At 70.6% G+C, this 16,241-nt stretch carries 11 protein-coding genes; 4 read left to right on the forward strand and 7 right to left on the reverse strand.

The annotated features are described in order from the left end of the window. The first annotated feature begins 409 nt into the window (after nt 1-409). Both AB0C26_RS28660 and AB0C26_RS28665 read left to right on the forward strand, forming a co-directional pair. Nucleotides 410-757 (forward strand): metalloregulator ArsR/SmtB family transcription factor, encoded by a 348-nt coding sequence (locus AB0C26_RS28660; protein WP_360253754.1) that lies wholly within the window; start codon nt 410-412, stop codon nt 755-757. 1 nt (nt 758) lies between these two features. Further along, entirely contained in the window at nt 759-1,235 is a 477-nt protein-coding gene (locus AB0C26_RS28665; protein ID WP_360253756.1) for an SRPBCC family protein, read from the forward strand. Between the two features lie 52 nt (nt 1,236-1,287). Here the strand turns inward: AB0C26_RS28665 and AB0C26_RS28670 are convergent, their stop codons facing one another. From AB0C26_RS28670 to gsmA, 6 genes are all read right to left on the reverse strand, one after another. Further along, entirely contained in the window at nt 1,288-2,277 is a 990-nt protein-coding gene (locus AB0C26_RS28670) for a LamG-like jellyroll fold domain-containing protein (protein ID WP_360253758.1), read from the reverse strand. A 496-nt stretch (nt 2,278-2,773) separates the two neighbouring features. Next, nucleotides 2,774-3,154 carry a DUF6401 family natural product biosynthesis protein gene (locus AB0C26_RS28675; RefSeq protein WP_360253760.1) on the reverse strand — a complete coding sequence of 127 codons (381 nt, stop codon included), beginning with the start codon at nt 3,152-3,154 and terminating at the stop codon, nt 2,774-2,776. Nucleotides 3,155-3,229: 75 nt separating this feature from the next. Beyond that, nucleotides 3,230-7,144: an ATP-dependent RNA helicase HrpA gene (gene hrpA, locus AB0C26_RS28680; RefSeq protein ID WP_360253762.1), complete on the reverse strand. Its 3,915-nt coding sequence runs from the start codon at nt 7,142-7,144 to the stop codon at nt 3,230-3,232. Between the two features lie 43 nt (nt 7,145-7,187). Next, nucleotides 7,188-7,976 carry an aldo/keto reductase gene (locus AB0C26_RS28685; RefSeq protein WP_360253764.1) on the reverse strand — a complete coding sequence of 263 codons (789 nt, stop codon included), beginning with the start codon at nt 7,974-7,976 and terminating at the stop codon, nt 7,188-7,190. Nucleotides 7,977-8,019: 43 nt separating this feature from the next. Continuing rightward, entirely contained in the window at nt 8,020-10,347 is a 2,328-nt protein-coding gene (locus AB0C26_RS28690) for an ATP-binding protein (protein ID WP_360253766.1), read from the reverse strand. A gap of 65 nt (nt 10,348-10,412) precedes the next feature. Further along, the gene (gene gsmA, locus AB0C26_RS28695; RefSeq protein WP_360253768.1) at nt 10,413-11,531 is read right to left on the reverse strand and encodes a sporangiospore maturation cell wall hydrolase GsmA; all 1,119 of its coding nucleotides are present in this window, start codon (nt 11,529-11,531) and stop codon (nt 10,413-10,415) included. 220 nt (nt 11,532-11,751) lie between these two features. Here gsmA and AB0C26_RS28700 point away from each other — a divergent pair, with 220 nt between their 5' ends. Together AB0C26_RS28700 and AB0C26_RS28705 are read left to right on the forward strand one after the other, a co-directional pair. Next, nucleotides 11,752-12,630: a phosphatase PAP2 family protein gene (locus tag AB0C26_RS28700; RefSeq protein WP_360253770.1), complete on the forward strand. Its 879-nt coding sequence runs from the start codon at nt 11,752-11,754 to the stop codon at nt 12,628-12,630. Then, nucleotides 12,627-13,175 (forward strand): general stress protein, encoded by a 549-nt coding sequence (locus tag AB0C26_RS28705; protein ID WP_360253772.1) that lies wholly within the window; start codon nt 12,627-12,629, stop codon nt 13,173-13,175. The genes AB0C26_RS28700 and AB0C26_RS28705 overlap by 4 nt, the downstream gene beginning before the upstream one ends. A 2,079-nt stretch (nt 13,176-15,254) precedes the next feature. Here the strand turns inward: AB0C26_RS28705 and AB0C26_RS28710 are convergent. Beyond that, entirely contained in the window at nt 15,255-16,034 is a 780-nt protein-coding gene (locus tag AB0C26_RS28710; protein WP_360253774.1) for an RNA polymerase sigma factor SigF, read from the reverse strand. Nucleotides 16,035-16,241 lie beyond the last annotated feature (207 nt).

Consider the following 16,241-nt stretch of genomic DNA (forward strand, 5'->3'; position numbering starts at 1 on the left):
CGTCGTCGGAGGCCTCGGCCATTACCCGCTCTTCTTCGCGTCGTCGGCTTCGAAGCTGAAGATCGCAGAGGTCGCGGCGCTTCTCCGTCCCCCGCATCACCGAGGGCGCCGCCATGATCCGCTCGAAGGGCGGCTGACCGATCGCCGGCCCTTCCACCGGCGCGACACGGCCGGCTCGCGACCTGCTTCGGTACGGCACCGAGAACTGCGGCCGGCAGAGATCCGGGGCAACGCCGTCCGCGACCGGGCCGCCCTGAACAAGGTCGAGATGCTGCCGTGGGATCCGCGTACGGTCGCCGCCTGCTACGGCTCGGCGGGCCCTCCCGTCCCGTCTTTCAACTGATTGGTTGACACCTCTCAACGGCGGGTCTACCGTTGCTTTCAACCGATGAGTTGAAAGAAGGTCGACATGGCGGCGGAGGGACTTTCCAAAGCGTTCGCCGCCCTGGCCGATCCGACCCGGCGCGACATGGTGGCCCGCCTGGCCGGTGGCGACGCCACGGTCGGGCAGCTCGCCGAGCCGTACGAGATGTCGCTTCAAGCCGTCTACAAGCACCTCAAGGTGCTGGAGGAGGCCGGGCTGGTCAGCCGGCCGCCGGGGCCGCAGCCGCGCTCCGTGCGGCTCGAGCGGGACGTCTTCGACGAGATCGGCGGATGGGTCGAGCAGTACCGCCGGCGCAGCGAGGCGCGCTACCAGCGCCTGGACGCGGTGCTCGCGGCCATGAACGAGGCAACCGACGAGGAGAAGGGCACGTGAGATGAACGAGGCACGGATCGAAGCCGACAAGGACCTGCCGATCATCCGGATCACCCGGGACTTCGCGGCCACACCGGAGCAGCTGTTCCGCGCACACACCGACCCCGAACTGTTCGCGCAGTGGACCGGCCCCGACGGGACCGCCGTCCGGATCGACAAGTGGGACGCCCAGCGCGGCGGCGCCTGGCGTTTCACCGGCGCCGTGGACGGCGGCGAGGAGTACGGCTTCCACGGCTGCTTCCACGAGGTACGCCCCGACCGGATCGTGCAGACCTTCACGTACGAGGGCGACCCCGACGGCGTGTCCCTGGAGACCCTGACCTTCGAGGATCTGGGCAACGGCCACACCAGGCTGCACGCCCAGTCGCTGGTCGACAGCTTCGCCGGGCGCGACGCCTGGCTGGAGAGCGGCATGGAGGTCGGCGTCAACGACGGCTACGCCAAGCTGGACGCCCTGGTGGCCAAGGGCGCGATCTGACGGCGGTAACGAACAGGGCGGCCGGGGCCGCCCTGTTCGCCGCGCGTGCCGGTCAGCCCAGTTCGGCGTAGACGTCGTCCAGGCGGCCGTGGTACATGTCGGTCTTGGTGTTGAAGTTGGGGCCGCCGATACGCAGCGGCAGCGGGTTGCTGATGTTGAGGTTGGACGGGATCGTGGCCGTGCCGCGGACCACGTTGTCCACGTAGACCGAGAGCGTCGAGCCGCTGCGCTGGCACAGGATCTTGTGCCACTGGCCGTCGGCGACCGAGGCGGCCGACCGGGCCACGTAGATGGTGGCCGAGCCGGTGCCCACGACGGCGCACTGCGCCTTGCCGTTGGTGCGGCCGACCTGCATCTTCCACTGGCTGGCGGTGGTGGCCACGCCCTTCTGCATGATGTTGGCCGAGCCGGTGATCTGGGCCTTGGTCAGCTGGATGCGGGCCGACCAGCGGAACATGCGGGTGCCCGGGTTGAGGTCGGCGTCGTCCGGGGCCTCGAGAAGGCCACGCGGGCAGGAGGTGGCGGTGGTGGCGCAGGCACCCGGGAAGCTCGCGTAGCGGCCGGCCGGCGTGCCGGCGTCGAACCGGATGACGCCCTGGTCGACGGAGCGCACGGTGAGCGCGGGCCCGCGGCCGGAGGTGTCGGCGACCCGCCCGTTCACGGCGCCGGCGTCGAACGTGTACCGGGCGACGAGCGCGGGCGCGGCCGGCGTGGTGGCCGGCCGAACGGCGGCAGCACCACCAGCAGCACCACCAGCGGCACCGGCGGCGGCACCGGCGGCGGGAGCGGCGGGAGTCGTGGCAGGCATCGCCCCGGAACGGGCAGCAGCGGCGGGAGCGGTGGTGACGGCCGCGGCGGGAGTAGAGGTGGCGGCAGCGGCCGGGGCGGTCGTGGCGACCGGGGCGGCGCCGGGGCGGACGGCGGTCGGGGTGGTCACCGCGAGGGGCGGTGGCGTGGTGGTCGCGGGCGCGGGGAGCCCGGGTGCGGCCATCGCGGGCGCCGGGACCGCGAGACCGGCGAGCGCAACGAGGGTATAAGCCATTTTCATACGTATAACTTCACTTATAGGCGGCGAAAGGGCAAAGGACCGCTTTCGGCGTTTCGGCGGGATTCCCCCGCCCGGACGGGCGAGCCCGTCCGGGCGACGGGAGAAGCCCGTCCGAGGGATCCACACCAGCCCAGCCGGGTTACGGCGAGCTGGGCCACAGCGTCGAAGAGAGGACCCAAGGAACGCGAGCGAGGACCCGCACAGCGCGGGAAACGGGTCAGAGCGGGCGCGGGAAGCGGGTCAGAGCGGGCGCGGGAAGCGGGTCAGAGCGGGCGCGGGAATCGGGTCAGAGCGGGCGCGGGAAGCGGGTCAGAGCGGGCGCGGGAAGCGGGTCAGAGCAGCCGCAGGAACTGGTCAGGGCAGGCGCGGGAAGCGGATCAAAGCAGGCGCGGGAAACGGGTCAGGGCAGGCGCGGGAAGCGGATCAAAGCAGGCGCGGGAAGCGCGTCAGGGCAGGCGCGGGAAGTGGGTCGGGCGCTGGAGTCGGCGGGTCAGAGGACTTCGTTCTCCAGGGCGATCCGGCAGACCGCGACCAGGCGCAGGACGTGCCACTCGGCGGCCAGCCACTCGGACGAGTGGGACGGGGCCGTGCCGGGGGTCGGCAGGGTGCGGCCCATGCGGCGGGCGCCGGCGGCGATGGAGCGGGCGTACGAGGCCAGGCCGTCGGCGTCGGGGGCCTGCTCGGCGTCGGCCAGGGCGTCGCGGACGCCGGCCGCGTGCTGGTCGATGAGGGCGAGGACGCCGGGGTCGGCGAGCGCGGCGACGATTCCGTCGACGCCCACGCGAGCCATCATCTCGTCGAGCGTGCCGGCGGCCGGCGAGGTCGGGACAAGAGCGGAAATCGGGGCGAAGGCCAGGAATTCGTTCGTCATGCGGAAGAACTTATGGCCTCCGGCTACCCCGCGACAGGGGGGTAACCGAACGGCACCCGAGCGCTCCCCACGCTGCTACGCAGGCAGTTGGTCCATCGCCTTGTAGATCCTTTTGTCCGAAATCGGATAGGCGGTTCCCAACGATTGGGCGAAGAAGTTGATCCTCAGCTCCTCGATCATCCAGCGGATCTCGCGCAGCTGCTCGGTCGCCGCGCCGCCGAGATCGGCCCGCAGCTCGCGGTACTCCGACTCGATCTCGTGGATCTGCGCCATCAGCTGCCGGTCGCGGGCCAGGTTGCCGCCGAGACGGTCCAGCCGGTAGACGATGCCCCGCAGGTAGCGCGGCAGGTGGTGCATCTGCCGGAAGCCGGTCTCGGTCACGAACCCGGCGTGCACGAGCCCCTTGAGCTGCTGCCGGATGTCGGCCAGGGCGGGCAGCAGCGCCGGGTCGCGCAGGGACTTCAACCGCTGTTCGACGTCGTACGCCGTCGCCAGCACCGCCTGGACCTGGGTGACCACGTTCGCCACGGCGTCGACCAGGTCCTGCCGTACGGTGTCGCGCAGGGACGCGAACTCGATGGACGACCAGACCGGGCCGCCCGCGTCGGCCACCAGCTTGTCGACGGCCGCGCCCGCGCAGTCGTCGAGCAGGTCCGCGATCGAGCGGTACGGGTTGGCCCGTGACAGTTCGAGCTTGGCCCGGTTGTCGAGCCGCCCCTGCAGGTAGCGGGCCGCCGGCGGCAGCGTGAGCAGCAGCAGCTTGCGCGTGCCGGCGGTCATCGCCGTACGCTGCTCGGCCTCGGTCTCGAAAACCTTCACGGCGACGCTGTCGCCCTCGTCGGCCAGCGCCGGATAGACGTTCACCTCGTAACCGCCGCGGACCTGGGCCACCCGGCGCGGCAGCATGCCGAAGTCGTTCGTGGTGATGCCCCGGCGCTCGATGTCGCCGGCCGCCCGGGAGATCGTCGCCTGGACCTTGGGGGCCAGGCTGCGGCGCAGCACCTCGAGGTCGCGCCCCTCCCCCAGCACCTTGCCCTGCTCGTCGACGACCCGGAAGTTGACCCGCAGATGGTCGGGGACCTGGTCGGGGCGCCAGGCGTCGCGGGGCACGATCGTCCCGGTGAGCCGGCGCAGCTCGCCCGCGATCGCGTCGGGCAGCGGGCCGCGGCGGGCCGGCACCCGGTCGAGGACGGCCTCGGCCCAGTCCGGCACCGGCACGAAGTTGGTGCGCAGGGCCTTGGGCAGGGCCCGGATCAGCGCGATCACGACGTCCTTGCGGAATCCGGGCACCGACCAGCCGAAGTCCTCGGGGTCGAGTTTGTTGAGCAGCGGCAGCGGCACCTCGACGGTCACGCCGTCGGCCGCCGTGTTCGGCTCGAACTCGTACGACAAGGGCAATTTGACGCCGTTGGCGAGCCAGGCGTCCGGGTAGGCGTTGGGGTCGACGGAGTCACGCCCGGCGTTGACCAGCAGCTCACGGGTGAAGGTGAGCAGGTCGGGCTGGGTCCGGCGGGTGTTCTTCCACCACGCGTCGAAGTGGCGGGCGGAGACGACGTCGGCCGGGATGCGGGCGTCGTACAGGGCGTAGACCGTCTCGTCGTCGACCGCGATGTCGCGCCGCCGCGCCCGGTTCTCGATCTCCTCGATCTGCTCGAGCAGTTTGGCGTTCTCGGCGAAGAACTTGTGGTGGGTCTCCCAGTCGCCCTCGACCAGCGCGTGCCGGATGAACAGCTCCCGCGAGACCACCGGGTCGACCTTCGAGTAACCGACCTTGCGGCGCGGAACGATAGGCAACCCATAGAGAGTCACTTTCTCGTACGCCATGACGGCGCCCTGTTTCTTCTCCCAGTGCGGTTCGCTGTAGCTGCGCTTCACCAGATGCGGGGCGAGCTTTTCGGCCCATTCCGGCTCGATGCGCGCGTTGACCCGGCCCCACAGGCGGCTGGTCTCGACGAGCTCGGCCGACATGACCCAGCGCGGCTGTTTCTTGAACAGCGCCGAGCCCGGGAAGATGGCGAACTTGGCCCCGCGGGCGCCCAGGTATTCGCGCTTGTCGGTGTCCTTGAGCCCGATGTGGCTGAGCAGGCCGGACAGCAGCGCGGTGTGCACGTGCTGGCCCTCGGCGACGTCCTCGCGGTCCTCCGACAAGGTCAGTCCGAGGGTACGGGCGACCTGGCGCAGCTGGGCGTAGATGTCCTGCCACTCGCGGACCCGCAGGTAGTTCAGGAATTCCGTACGGCAAAGACGCCGGAACTGGTTTCCGGACAGCTCCTGCTGTTTCTCGCGCAGATAGCGCCACAGGTTGAGATAGCTGAAGAAGTCCGATTCCTTGTCGGTGAACCGGGCATGTTTCTCGTCGGCCTGCTGCTGCTTGTCGGCCGGGCGCTCGCGCGGGTCCTGGATGGACAGCGCGGCCGCGATGACCATGACCTCGGCCACGCACTGCTGCTTGTCGGCCTCCATGACCATGCGGGCCAGCCGCGGGTCGACCGGAAGCTGCGCGAGCTGACGGCCGAGCGGGGTGAGGCGACGCTCGTCGAGGGCGCCCAGTTCCTCGAGCAGCTTCACGCCGTCGGTGATGTTGCGGCGGTCCGGCGGGTCGATGAACGGGAACTTGGCCAGGTCGCCCAGGCCCAGGTTGGTCATCTGGAGGATGACGCTGGCCAGGTTCGTGCGCAGGATCTCGGGCTCGGTGAACTCGGGCCGGCCGAGGAAGTCCTCCTCGGAGTAGAGCCTGACGCAGATGCCGTCGGCGACGCGGCCGCAGCGGCCCTTGCGCTGGTTGGCGCTGGCCTGCGAGACCGGCTCGATGGGTAGCCGCTGCACCTTGAGCCGGCTGGAGTACCGGCTGATGCGGGCGGTGCCGGGGTCGATGACGTACCGGATGCCGGGCACGGTCAGCGAGGTCTCGGCCACGTTGGTGGCCAGCACGACCCGGCGCTGCGAGTGCCGTTCGAAGACCTTGTGCTGCTCGGCCGCGGAGAGCCGGCCGTAGAGCGGCACGATGTCGGTGTTGCGCAGGTTGCGCTTGGCCAGCGCGTCGGCGGTGTCGCGGATCTCGCGCTCGCCGGAGAGGAAGACCAGGATGTCGCCGTCGCCCTCGCGGCCCAGCTCGTCGACGGCTTCGGCGATCCCGTCCACCTGATCGACGGGCTCTTCGGTCTCGTCCTCGTCGAGTGTCACCAGCGGCCGGTATCGGACCTCGACCGGGAAAGTCCGGCCACTGACCTCGATGACCGGGGCCGGTTTGCCCGATTGGTCGGCGAAATGCGTGGCGAAACGGGCGGTCTCGATGGTGGCCGATGTGATGATCAGCTTCAGGTCGGGGCGCTTGGGCAGCAGCTCCCGCAGGTAGCCGAGGATGAAGTCGATGTTGAGGCTGCGCTCGTGCGCCTCGTCGATGATCAGTGTGTCGTACCGGCGCAGCATCCGGTCGTTCTGGATCTCGGCCAGCAGGATGCCGTCCGTCATCACCTTGACCATGGTGTCGTCGCTGACCTGGTCGGTGAAGCGCACCTTGTAGCCGACCGTGTTGCCCAGCGGGCGGTCGAGCTCCTCGGCGATCCGCTCGGCCACCGTGCGGGCGGCGATCCGCCGCGGCTGGGTGTGCCCGATCTGGCCGCGCAGGCCCCGGCCCAGCTCCAGGCAGATCTTGGGCAGCTGGGTCGTCTTGCCCGAGCCGGTCTCGCCGGCCACCACGACCACCTGATGGTCGCGGATGGCGGCGGCGATGTCGTCCTTGCGCTGGCTGACCGGCAGCGACTCGGGATAGGTGATCGTGGGTACGGAGGCGAGCCGCGACGCCAGACGGGCGGCGGCCCGGTCGGTGTCGGCGGCGATCTCGGCGAGAACGGCCGTACGGGCCGCCTCGTCTTTGATCTTGCGGGTGCCCTCGAGCCGGCGCGTCAGCCGGCGCTCGTCGTGCGGGAGAAGCTCGGCTATCCGGCTGCGCAGCTCGGCTACGGCCGGTGGGGCAGGTGTTATCGACATGGCGAGGCAAGAATAGGCGGATCTCGTCGCAAACGCCTGGTGATTAACGCCCCAGGTGGTCGACCTCGGCCATCTCCGCCGCGGTGAGCTCGAATCCGGCGATGTCGGCGTTGCGGGCGATCCGCTCCGGCGTCGACGACTTCGGGATCACGACGATCTCGTGCTGGACGTGCCAGCGCAGCACCACGCGGGCGGTGTCGACGCCGTGGGCGGCGGCGATCCTGGTCAGGACCGGGTCGTTCAGGTTGGTCGTCTTGAACGGCGAGTAGCCCTCGAGCACCACGCCGCGGTCCTTGTGCGCCTGGAGCAGCCCGGCGTCGTACAGGGAAGGGCCGAACCTGATCTGGTTGACCGCGGGCGTCACCCCGGTCTCGGCGGTGAGCTCGTCGATCTCGTCCGGCCCGTAGTTGCTGACGCCGATGGCGCGCGCGAGCCCGGCGTCGCGGATCGCGACGAACTCCTGCCACACCTTGACCGAGCGGCCCCGGTGCGGCGGCCAGTGGATCAGCCACAGGTCGACCGCGTCCAGGCCGAGCGCGTGCAGGCTGGCCTCGATGGTCCGGCGCTCCTTGCCGGCCCGCTCGGGCGGCAGCTTGGTGGTCACGAAGACCTCGTCGCGGGGCACGCCGGAGTCGGCCAGCGCCCGGCCGACCTCCTCCTCGTTGCCGTACATGGTGGCCGTGTCGAGATGCCGGTAGCCGGCCTCGAGCGCGTCGCGGACAGCCTGGTAGGCCTGGTCGCCGCGGATCTGCCAGGTGCCGAAGCCCAGCAGGGGCATCTCGACCGGGGTGCCGTCGGCGGCCTTGGGAAGCGGCAGGGCAGGAATCGTCATACGAGTCATCCTGCCCCGCGATCCGGCCACCGACACCTCTGGATCACTCAGCGGTCGCCGGGGGCCGCTCGGGCACGGGCGACCGCAGCGGCACGGCCGCCGGGTTGTGGCCCGACGGCACCGAGGACGGCAGCGCCCCCAGCCCGGGCAGCCGGGTGTTCTCGATCGCCGCGCGCTCGGCCAGCGCGCGCTCCAGCGCCGCCCGGGTGGCGGCCTCGTCGTCCGACTTCGTCCTGCTCATCTCTGGTTCCTCCTCTTTGCCGACCGGAATCGTGAAGTGGAATCGGGTACCTCCGCCGGGGTTGTCGGCGACGCCGATCTCGCCGCCGTGGCGCTCGACGATCCGCTTGCAGATGGCCAGGCCCAGGCCGGTGCCGGCGTACCCGGCGGCGGTCTGCGCCCGGTGGAAGCTCTCGAAGATCTCGGGCTTGTCCTCGTCCGGGATACCGATGCCGCGGTCGGCGATCTCGACGCGGGCCCACGCCCCGGCCACCACCTCGCCGGTCACGTCGACCCGCGGCGTGGTGCCGGGACGCACGTACTTGAGGGCGTTGCCGACCAGGTTGTCCAGGACGTGCCGCAGCATCGCCGGGTCGGCGCGGACCTCGGGCATCGGGCCTACGTAGACGTCCGGGCGGTCCTCGGGCCGCAGATGCTCCACCCGGTCGCGGATCACCTCGGCCAGCAGCGCGCCGAGGTCGACCGGCCGGGTGCGCAGCGGCGCGTTGCGCGCGGTGCTGTAGGCCAGCAGCGTGTCGATGAGCCCGCCCATCCGGTCGACCGCCCGCACGATCCGCTGCAGGCTGTCGCGGACGTCGTCGCCGGCCTCCGAGGCCGGCACGTCGGCCAGGTCCTCGATCGCCGCCTCGCAGTGCCCGCGGATCACCGCCAGGGGCGCCTTCAGGTCGTGCGCCACCACCCCGGCGAAGACGGCCAGGTCGCTCTCGTAGCGCCGCAGCTCGGTGATGTCGTGGAAGACGGCGACCGCGCCGCGCAGGCCGGCGCCGGTGTGCAGCGGGCGCCCGTCGACGCTGATCAGGATCCCCTCGGGCCGGCGCTGGTTGCGGACGATCATCTCGACGCCGTCGGACGACTCGCCGCGCAGAGCCCGCATCAACGGCAGGTCCTCCATCGGGAACGGGGTTCGCCCGTCCGTCCGGTAGAGCCCGTAGTGCTCGTGCCAGTCGTCCGGCCCGTCGGCGTCGTCCATCCCGCCCAGCAGCTGCCGGGCCGCCGGGTTGTGCAGCAGGAAGGCGCCGTTCTCGTCGACCACCCCGACGCCGTCGCCGATGCTGTTCATGATCGCGCCGAGCAGCTCGGCGTGGCGCCGGCTCTCGGCCTCGGCGTCGCGCAGCTCGGCCGTGGCCCCCTCGACCTCGGCCAGGGCCCGGGCCCGGCCGGTGGCCAGGGTGTAGACGAGCCCGGCGAGGATGAGCGAGACGGCGATGCCGCCGAGCAGCACGCTGAGCGGCAGCGGGCTGGCCGCGCCGGGCAGCAGTGACGCGTCGGCCTTGGTGATCAGCGTCCACTGCCGGTCGGCGACCTCGAAGTCGCCGCGCCGCTCGAGGTCGGTGTCGCCGCCGACCCGGTACTCGGCGACCACCGGCCGGTCGCCGTCGCGGTTCGCGGCCAGCAGCGTGGCGTCGAGCTGGCCCTGACTGACGGTGGCCAGCACACCGCTGAGGAAGTCCTGCCCGCGTAGGCCGAGCACGATCCAGCCGCGGAAGCCGGGCGACGAGGCGCGGTTCCACACGGGGGCGGCGAAGATGAACGAGTGCTGTTGCTCGGCCCCGGGCAGATTGCGGTCGCGCAGCAGAACGTAGGTGTCGGAGACGCTGGGCTGGCCGAGGCGGCGGGCGTCCTGCAGGGCGGCGGCCGCTTCGACGGCGGCCGACACGTCGAGGCCGTTGAGGGCGGGCCCGGCCGAGTTGAGTGTCCTCGTGTAGATCGAGAAGTAGTGCTCGCCCTCCCCGACCGGCTTCAGCTGGAGCCCGTCGGCGCCCCGGCTGCGCCACAGCCGCTGCACCTGCGGAACCTCAGCGGTGGTGGCCGGCACGATGAAGGCCAGGGAGGCGGCGCCGATCAGGTTGGCCGACGACAGCGGCGCGGTCGCCGAGTCGAAGTCGTCCCAGGTGAGATCGTTGTCGGTGCCGAGGCCGGCGGCGGTCGCCTCGGTCAGGGCGCGGAAGCGCTCGGTCTCGGTCTGCACGGCGGCCTGGGCCATGGCGGTGCGCTGGTCCATCACGCGCTCGGCGGTCTCGTCCTGGGCGGTGCGCATACCGGCGTACACCAGACCGAAGACGATGAGGCCGACGAGCGCGACCGAGACGGCCAGCGCGAGGCCCCTCTTGTCCGCCGCCAATCGTGCCACAAATGTGAGCATAAAACGCAAATCACCCCGGTCGGACAGGTTCGGCCGACCGGGGTGAGGCAAGCTCACTTCCAGGTGTCGTACTGGTACAGATCCCGCTGCGCCATCAGGGTCGTGATCTTGGTGTAGTAGTTCGGGTCGGTGGCGTAGCCGGCCTTCCACACGTTCCAGATGAACTTGTTCGCGTCCTTGGTGTAGGTGAACGCGGGCTTGTAGCGGTTGTTCACCCGCAGGAAGCTGCCGTGGTCACGGAACGAGTGCGCCATCGAGGCGTACGTCCGGAAGCTGCCGACCGTGGTGAAGCAGGTGCCGGCCTTGGTGCACTCCTGGGTCGTGTAGTCGTGGCAGCCGCTGGCCAGCGTCCCGTACCGGCCGCTCTGGCACTTGATGCCGAAGTAGTTCTTGTCGACCGAGGCCAGGCCGCTCTTGCCCCAGCCCGACTCGAGGATCGCCTGGGCGATCGTGACCGACGCCGGGACGCCGTACTCGCGCCAGCCGCGCTGCGCGCCGGGCACGGCCGCGGCCAGGAACTGCTCCGGGGTGACCGGGGTGACCGGCGCCGGCGCGGTCTTGGCGCCCGGGCACTGCGCCAGGGTGGGCGTGACGACGTACGCGTGCGAGATGTAACCGCCGTCGGAGAGCTTGTTCCATTGCGAGGTCGTACGGACGGTGCCGCTCACCGTGGAACCGGCGACGCCGCAGACGCCGTTGACCTTGGCGCCGCTGGTGACCGAGCGCTTGACGGGCGCCGTGGTCGACGGGGCGGTCCGGATGTTGACCTTGCCGTCGGAGCTCTTGACGGTGCCGACCGTGAACGTGCTCTTCACCGGCGTCTTCGTCTTGACCGCGGACGCCTGCGGCGACGCGGTGGCGCACTTCTTGATCGCCCCGCTGCGCAGGTACGAGTGGGTGACGTAGCCGCCGGTGTTCAGGCGGTCCCACTGGGTCGTGGTGCGGACCGAGCCGCGCACGCTCTGGCCGGTCACCGAGCAGGCGACCGAGACCTTCTGATCGTCGCGCAGCGAGCCGACCACCTTCGCGGCCAGCGACGGCGCGGAGCGGACCTTCAGCGTGCTACGGACATCGACCGTGGCCGTCACCCCCGCCGCGTAGGCCGTCTGAGGTACGGCGAGAAGGCCGGCCCCCACGGCGAGCGCGAGCATCGGTCCGGCGATGTGCCTCATGAAAAAAGTCCCCCTTCGTTCTGCGTCCGTTCGAAGGTGGGGGCGCGGCGTTGCCGGGCGAGAGCGATCCGGGGTGCAGAATCGTTGCCTCGCCAGGTCGCTGTGGCGAAAATGTGCCGTAGGTGACGTTGTGCCGCGTGGGACGCACGCTTGAAAATCCGACCGGCTGGGAAATGCGCGTACCGCCGTTGACCGCGACTCGCAGAAGGGCAGCCCGCCGATGACGGCCCTGGCGTCCCCGTCGTTACCCGACACCCCCACCCGGGGTGCCGGCCATCTGGTCGCCCCGCTGGCGACCTTCGTCCTGTCGGTAGCGGCCTTGTACGCGGTGTGGCGGGTGGCCATCCGCACGTCGCTGGGGCAGCGGGCCGACACGGCCGCGATGGACGGCGCCGACGTGGGGCATCCGCGGGTGGTGGAGGTGCTCGACCGCACGCTGAACGGCACGACGCTGGCCACGCTGGTGCTGGTGTGCCTGTTCGCGGCGGTGTTCGGGGTGCTGCGCAAGCGGGCCGACCTGGCGATCGGCGCGGCCCTGATGGTGATCGGCTCGAACGCGACCGCCCAGCTGCTCAAAATGCACCTGTACCGGCCCGACCTGGACGGCACGGACATGCCGAACTCGTTCCCGAGCGGGCACACGGCGGCGGCCGCGTCGGTGGCGTTCGCGGTGATCCTGGTGCTGCCGCAGGCGTTGCGGGGCACGATCGCGCTGGTCGGTTTCGCCTACGTGACGGTGATCGCGGTGGCGACGGTGTGGGCCGAGTGGCACCGCCCGAGCGACACGCTGGCCGGCCTGCTGGTCACGCTGGCGTGGGGTTCGCTAGCGGTCCTCCTCGTACGCCTGTGGCGCCTGCGCACGCCGGGCACGCCCCGCCGCCCGAGCCGGGTGGCGACGGTCCCGCTGATCCTGGCCGGCGCGGTCGCGGCGGTCGCCGCGGCGTTCGGCATCGCCGCCGAGGCCCTGCTGGACGACCTCCCCGGCCGCTTCACATTCTTGTCCGGCTCGGCCGCGATCACCGCCGCGGCCGCCGGCGCGTTTCTCGTCTGGGTGTGGCTGACGGCCTCACCGGGCGTCATCCAAGGAGGCACAAAGTGACCACACCATCCACCCCTGACAATTCCGGCGTGCCCTCGGGCCCGTCCGGGGTCCCCACCCTGCCCGCCCAGAACGTGGCGGCCGGCCCGACCCCGACCGTGGTGGTGGGCACGTTCCCCGAGTACGCGCTGGCCCAGCAGGCGGTGGACCTGCTGTCGGACAACAAGTTCCCGGTAGAGCGCACAGCCATCATCGGAACCGACCTGCGCCTGGTGGAAAACGTCCTGGGCCGCCTGACGGTGGGCCGGGCGGCCCTGGCCGGCGCCGCCTCGGGCGCCTGGTTCGGCCTGTTCATCGGCTTGCTGTTCGGCCTGTTCAGCGACTCGAACTGGTTCGCGGTAATCCTGTCCACCCTGCTGATCGGCGCGGTATGGGGAGCCATCTTCGGCGCCATCGCCCACGCCGCCACGGGCGGCCGCCGAGACTTCGCCTCCCGAAGCTCCCTCCAGGCGGGCCAGTACGCGGTAACCGCCGACGCCGAGGTGGCGGCCCAGGCCCAACAGCTCTTGGTCCAACTGAACTGGCGCGCCTCGGGCGCACAGTAATTGCTCCCACCCGAGGGCCCGGCCGCCGAGCCGGGCCCTTTACTGTACCCGCAGCGCCCCATTCCGCCCTTCTCGCCCCTTTCTCGCCAACGCGCCTTTTCTCCATCCGGCCTCCTTTTATCGGCGGTCCTATTACTGACCGCCGACAGCCGAACAAGAGACGGGGCGGGCTGACAATCGACCCATAATTCACCGGCCCGGCAAGGAAGACAGCCTGCGGCAATACCGGCATACGCGGTCGAGCCTTCCCGCCAGCCACCGTTCTATCCGCAGAACCCACATCCGGACACCGGCCGCCCGTGGCCTCGACGAGCACAGCTCTCCCGCGCCCAACGCCTTCAAGGAAACGCCCTTCGGGTATGAGCCCCACCCGCACATATCCAGCATCGTCGGGCGCCGCCCACCCGAGCGCAGTCGCCTCAGGCACGAACCCGTTAGGCGCGGCGCCCCGAAGCGGAACCCGTGGTGGCTCTTCCTAGATGCCGCTCCCGTCACGGCGATCCGCCACAGCACCGGCCGCATGAGCACCGCAGCCGAGGCACACCGCCCCACGACAGCCGAGGCACACCGCCCCACGACAGCCGAGGCACACCGCCCCACGACAGCCGAGGCACACCGCCCCACGACAGCCGAGGTGCACTGCCACACGACAGCCGGGGCAAAGTGCGGGCTGCCATGGCCGGGGCACGGCACGTCGCAGTGGCGGCCCCGTCACGGGAACTGTCCTCCGATGCGCTCGCCGTGGCGCCGGCAGACGGAGCGGAGTGCGGAACCTCGACACGGCGCGCGGGCGACGGGACCTCGACAGGTGGAACGAACTGTGAGGCACCGACCGGCGGCACCCTAACTGGCGCGACCAGCCGTGATGCCCCAACAGGCGGAGCGGATCTTGGGCCGCCAACAGAGGGGGTGAATCGTGGGCCGGCAACAGGCGGGACGGATCGTGGGCCGCCGACAGGCGGGACAGACCGTGAGCCGCCAACAGACGGGACAGACCGTGAGCCACCAACAGGCGCGACAGACCGTGAGCCACCAACAGGCGCGACAGACCGTGAGCCACCAACAGGCGGGGCGGGCTGCGGGGCTTTGGCGGTTTGGGCGGCGGCAGGTGGGCGGGCTGAAGGGCGCTCCGTGTTGGTCTGCCGGGGCGGGAGGGGTGGGGGCGGGATCATTTTGCGCTGGCGCGCCTGCAACTGGAAGTGGGCGTCGGCGGCCGCCACGCTGCCGAAGAGGCGTTGCAGTTTCTGCGCGTGGCGGGCCTTCAACCCCCAATAGCGGCGGGTCTCGTGATCACGGCGGAATTCCGCGCGCCCTGGAGAGTAATTCCGCGCCTTTGTCGGGTCGCGCATACCGGCCACTTCTGATCGGGTGAAGAACTGCAACTGCGCCATAAGCAATTTTCCCGCACGCTGGGTGGCTCGCGTCAGTTTTCGATCATGCCAATTTCGGCTTGTCGTCGAAGTGGGCGCGGGCCTTTATCAGACCGGCGAACATAGCTCCAGCCTTCTTAGCCATTCACAGAAAAAGCACAGTCGCGGTAGCCGATAGACCCTGGCCTGTCACGCAGTTGCCCGCAAGGTCAGCAGGCCGCATGCGGAAAGTGCTGGGTAAAGGGAAGACGGGCATACCGAGCGGGCCGGGGAAGGCGGACCCTGGCACCGCAGGCCAAGCACGGCGGCCCAGGCGCGGCAGGCGGGAACCGACCGATAGATCGAAGGCCAGGCACGGCGACCCAGGCACGGCAAGCGGGAGCGGGCCAAAAGGCCGAGGGCACGGCGGGCGGGACGGAGACGGACGACCAACTATGGCGGATGGGATGGAGACGAAACATCAAACGCGGCAGGCGGGACGGAGGTGGCAGGCCGAGCCCGGCGGGCGGACGAAGAAGCAAGGCCACACACGGCAAGCGGGACGGCGGGCCCAGGCATGACTGGTCAGGCACAACCGGCTGGGACGGCGGTGGGAGCTGTTAGGGCAGGGAGCTTGAGCCGGGAAAGGTGACGGACCCCAGGCGGTTGCCTGAGGCCCGTCGGGCGGAGCTCAGTGTTCGGGGAGGGCTGCGGTGTGGGGCCGCTGGGATTACAGGCCGGCTCGGAGTTCCTGGCGCAGCTTGGTCAGGGCCTTGGTGAGCAGGCGCGAGACGTGCATCTGGGAGATGCCGATCTGGTCGGCGATCTGCGACTGGGTCAGGTTGCCGTAGAAGCGCAGGGTGAGGATCTTCTGCTCGCGCTCGTCGAGGGTGGCCAGGGCCGGGCCCAGGGCGACGCGGGTCTCGGCGAGTTCGAACTCGGTGTCTTCGCCGCCGAGGGTGTCGCCGAGTTCGGTGGTGCCGTCGGCCGAGATCGGGGTGGACAGCGAGGTGGCGTTGTAGGCGCGGGCGCCTTCGAGGCCTTCGAGGACGTCTTCCTCGCTGACGCCCAGGTGGGCGGCGACGTCGGCGACCGTCGGGGAGCGGCCGAGGCTGTGGGTCAGGGTGCTGTTGGCCTCGGTGATGGCCAGGCGCAGTTCCTGCAGGCGGCGCGGGACGCGGACCGACCACGTACGGTCGCGGAAGTGGCGCTTGATCTCACCGATGATCGTCGGGATCGCGTAACCCGCGAAGTCGACACCGCGCTCGGGGTCGAATTTGTCGATGGCCTTGATCAGGCCGACGTTGGCGGTCTGGACGAGGTCGTCGGTGGGCTCGCCGCGGCCGGAGTAGCGGTGGGCGAGGTGGCGGGCCAGCGGCAGCCAGGCCTCGATCGCCCGGTCGCGGGCGCGGGGCCGGGACGGATGGTCCGGCGGTAGCGCGGACAGGGCGGCCAGCCGGTCGGCCGCGGTCTGCTGGGCAGCTGCCTGGTCGGCGTACGACAAGGTCATGGGTTTGGTCCTCCATCACAACGGGCAGAGAGCCGTGCCCGCTAGCGGCGACCGTTCAGTTACTCCACGCTAGCCGATGTGGTGAGGGTTGCCTAGCCGAACGACTGAGTGACGCTCGACAACCCCCGACCCGCGCGGCAGGTGGGTGACGCGCCGGGGATTTAATGTCGGTCCCCCGTGGTAAACAACGGGCAACACACGAAGTCT

The sequence above is a fragment of the Actinoplanes sp. NPDC048796 genome, assembly GCF_040650035.1.
Taxonomy (GTDB): domain Bacteria; phylum Actinomycetota; class Actinomycetes; order Mycobacteriales; family Micromonosporaceae; genus Actinoplanes.

Bases quoted from the DNA above. Each gene is read 5' to 3' on its own strand.
- AB0C26_RS28660 (WP_360253754.1), top strand. From the start codon at position 410: ATGGCGGCGGAGGGACTTTCCAAAGCGTTCGCCGCCCTGGCCGATCCG.
- AB0C26_RS28665 (WP_360253756.1), top strand. From the start codon at position 759: ATGAACGAGGCACGGATCGAAGCCGACAAGGACCTGCCGATCATCCGG.
- AB0C26_RS28670 (WP_360253758.1), bottom strand. From the start codon at position 2,277: ATGGCTTATACCCTCGTTGCGCTCGCCGGTCTCGCGGTCCCGGCGCCC.
- AB0C26_RS28675 (WP_360253760.1), bottom strand. From the start codon at position 3,154: ATGACGAACGAATTCCTGGCCTTCGCCCCGATTTCCGCTCTTGTCCCG.
- hrpA (WP_360253762.1), bottom strand. From the start codon at position 7,144: ATGTCGATAACACCTGCCCCACCGGCCGTAGCCGAGCTGCGCAGCCGG.
- AB0C26_RS28685 (WP_360253764.1), bottom strand. From the start codon at position 7,976: ATGACGATTCCTGCCCTGCCGCTTCCCAAGGCCGCCGACGGCACCCCG.
- gsmA (WP_360253768.1), bottom strand. From the start codon at position 11,531: ATGAGGCACATCGCCGGACCGATGCTCGCGCTCGCCGTGGGGGCCGGC.
- AB0C26_RS28700 (WP_360253770.1), top strand. From the start codon at position 11,752: ATGACGGCCCTGGCGTCCCCGTCGTTACCCGACACCCCCACCCGGGGT.
- AB0C26_RS28710 (WP_360253774.1), bottom strand. From the start codon at position 16,034: ATGACCTTGTCGTACGCCGACCAGGCAGCTGCCCAGCAGACCGCGGCC.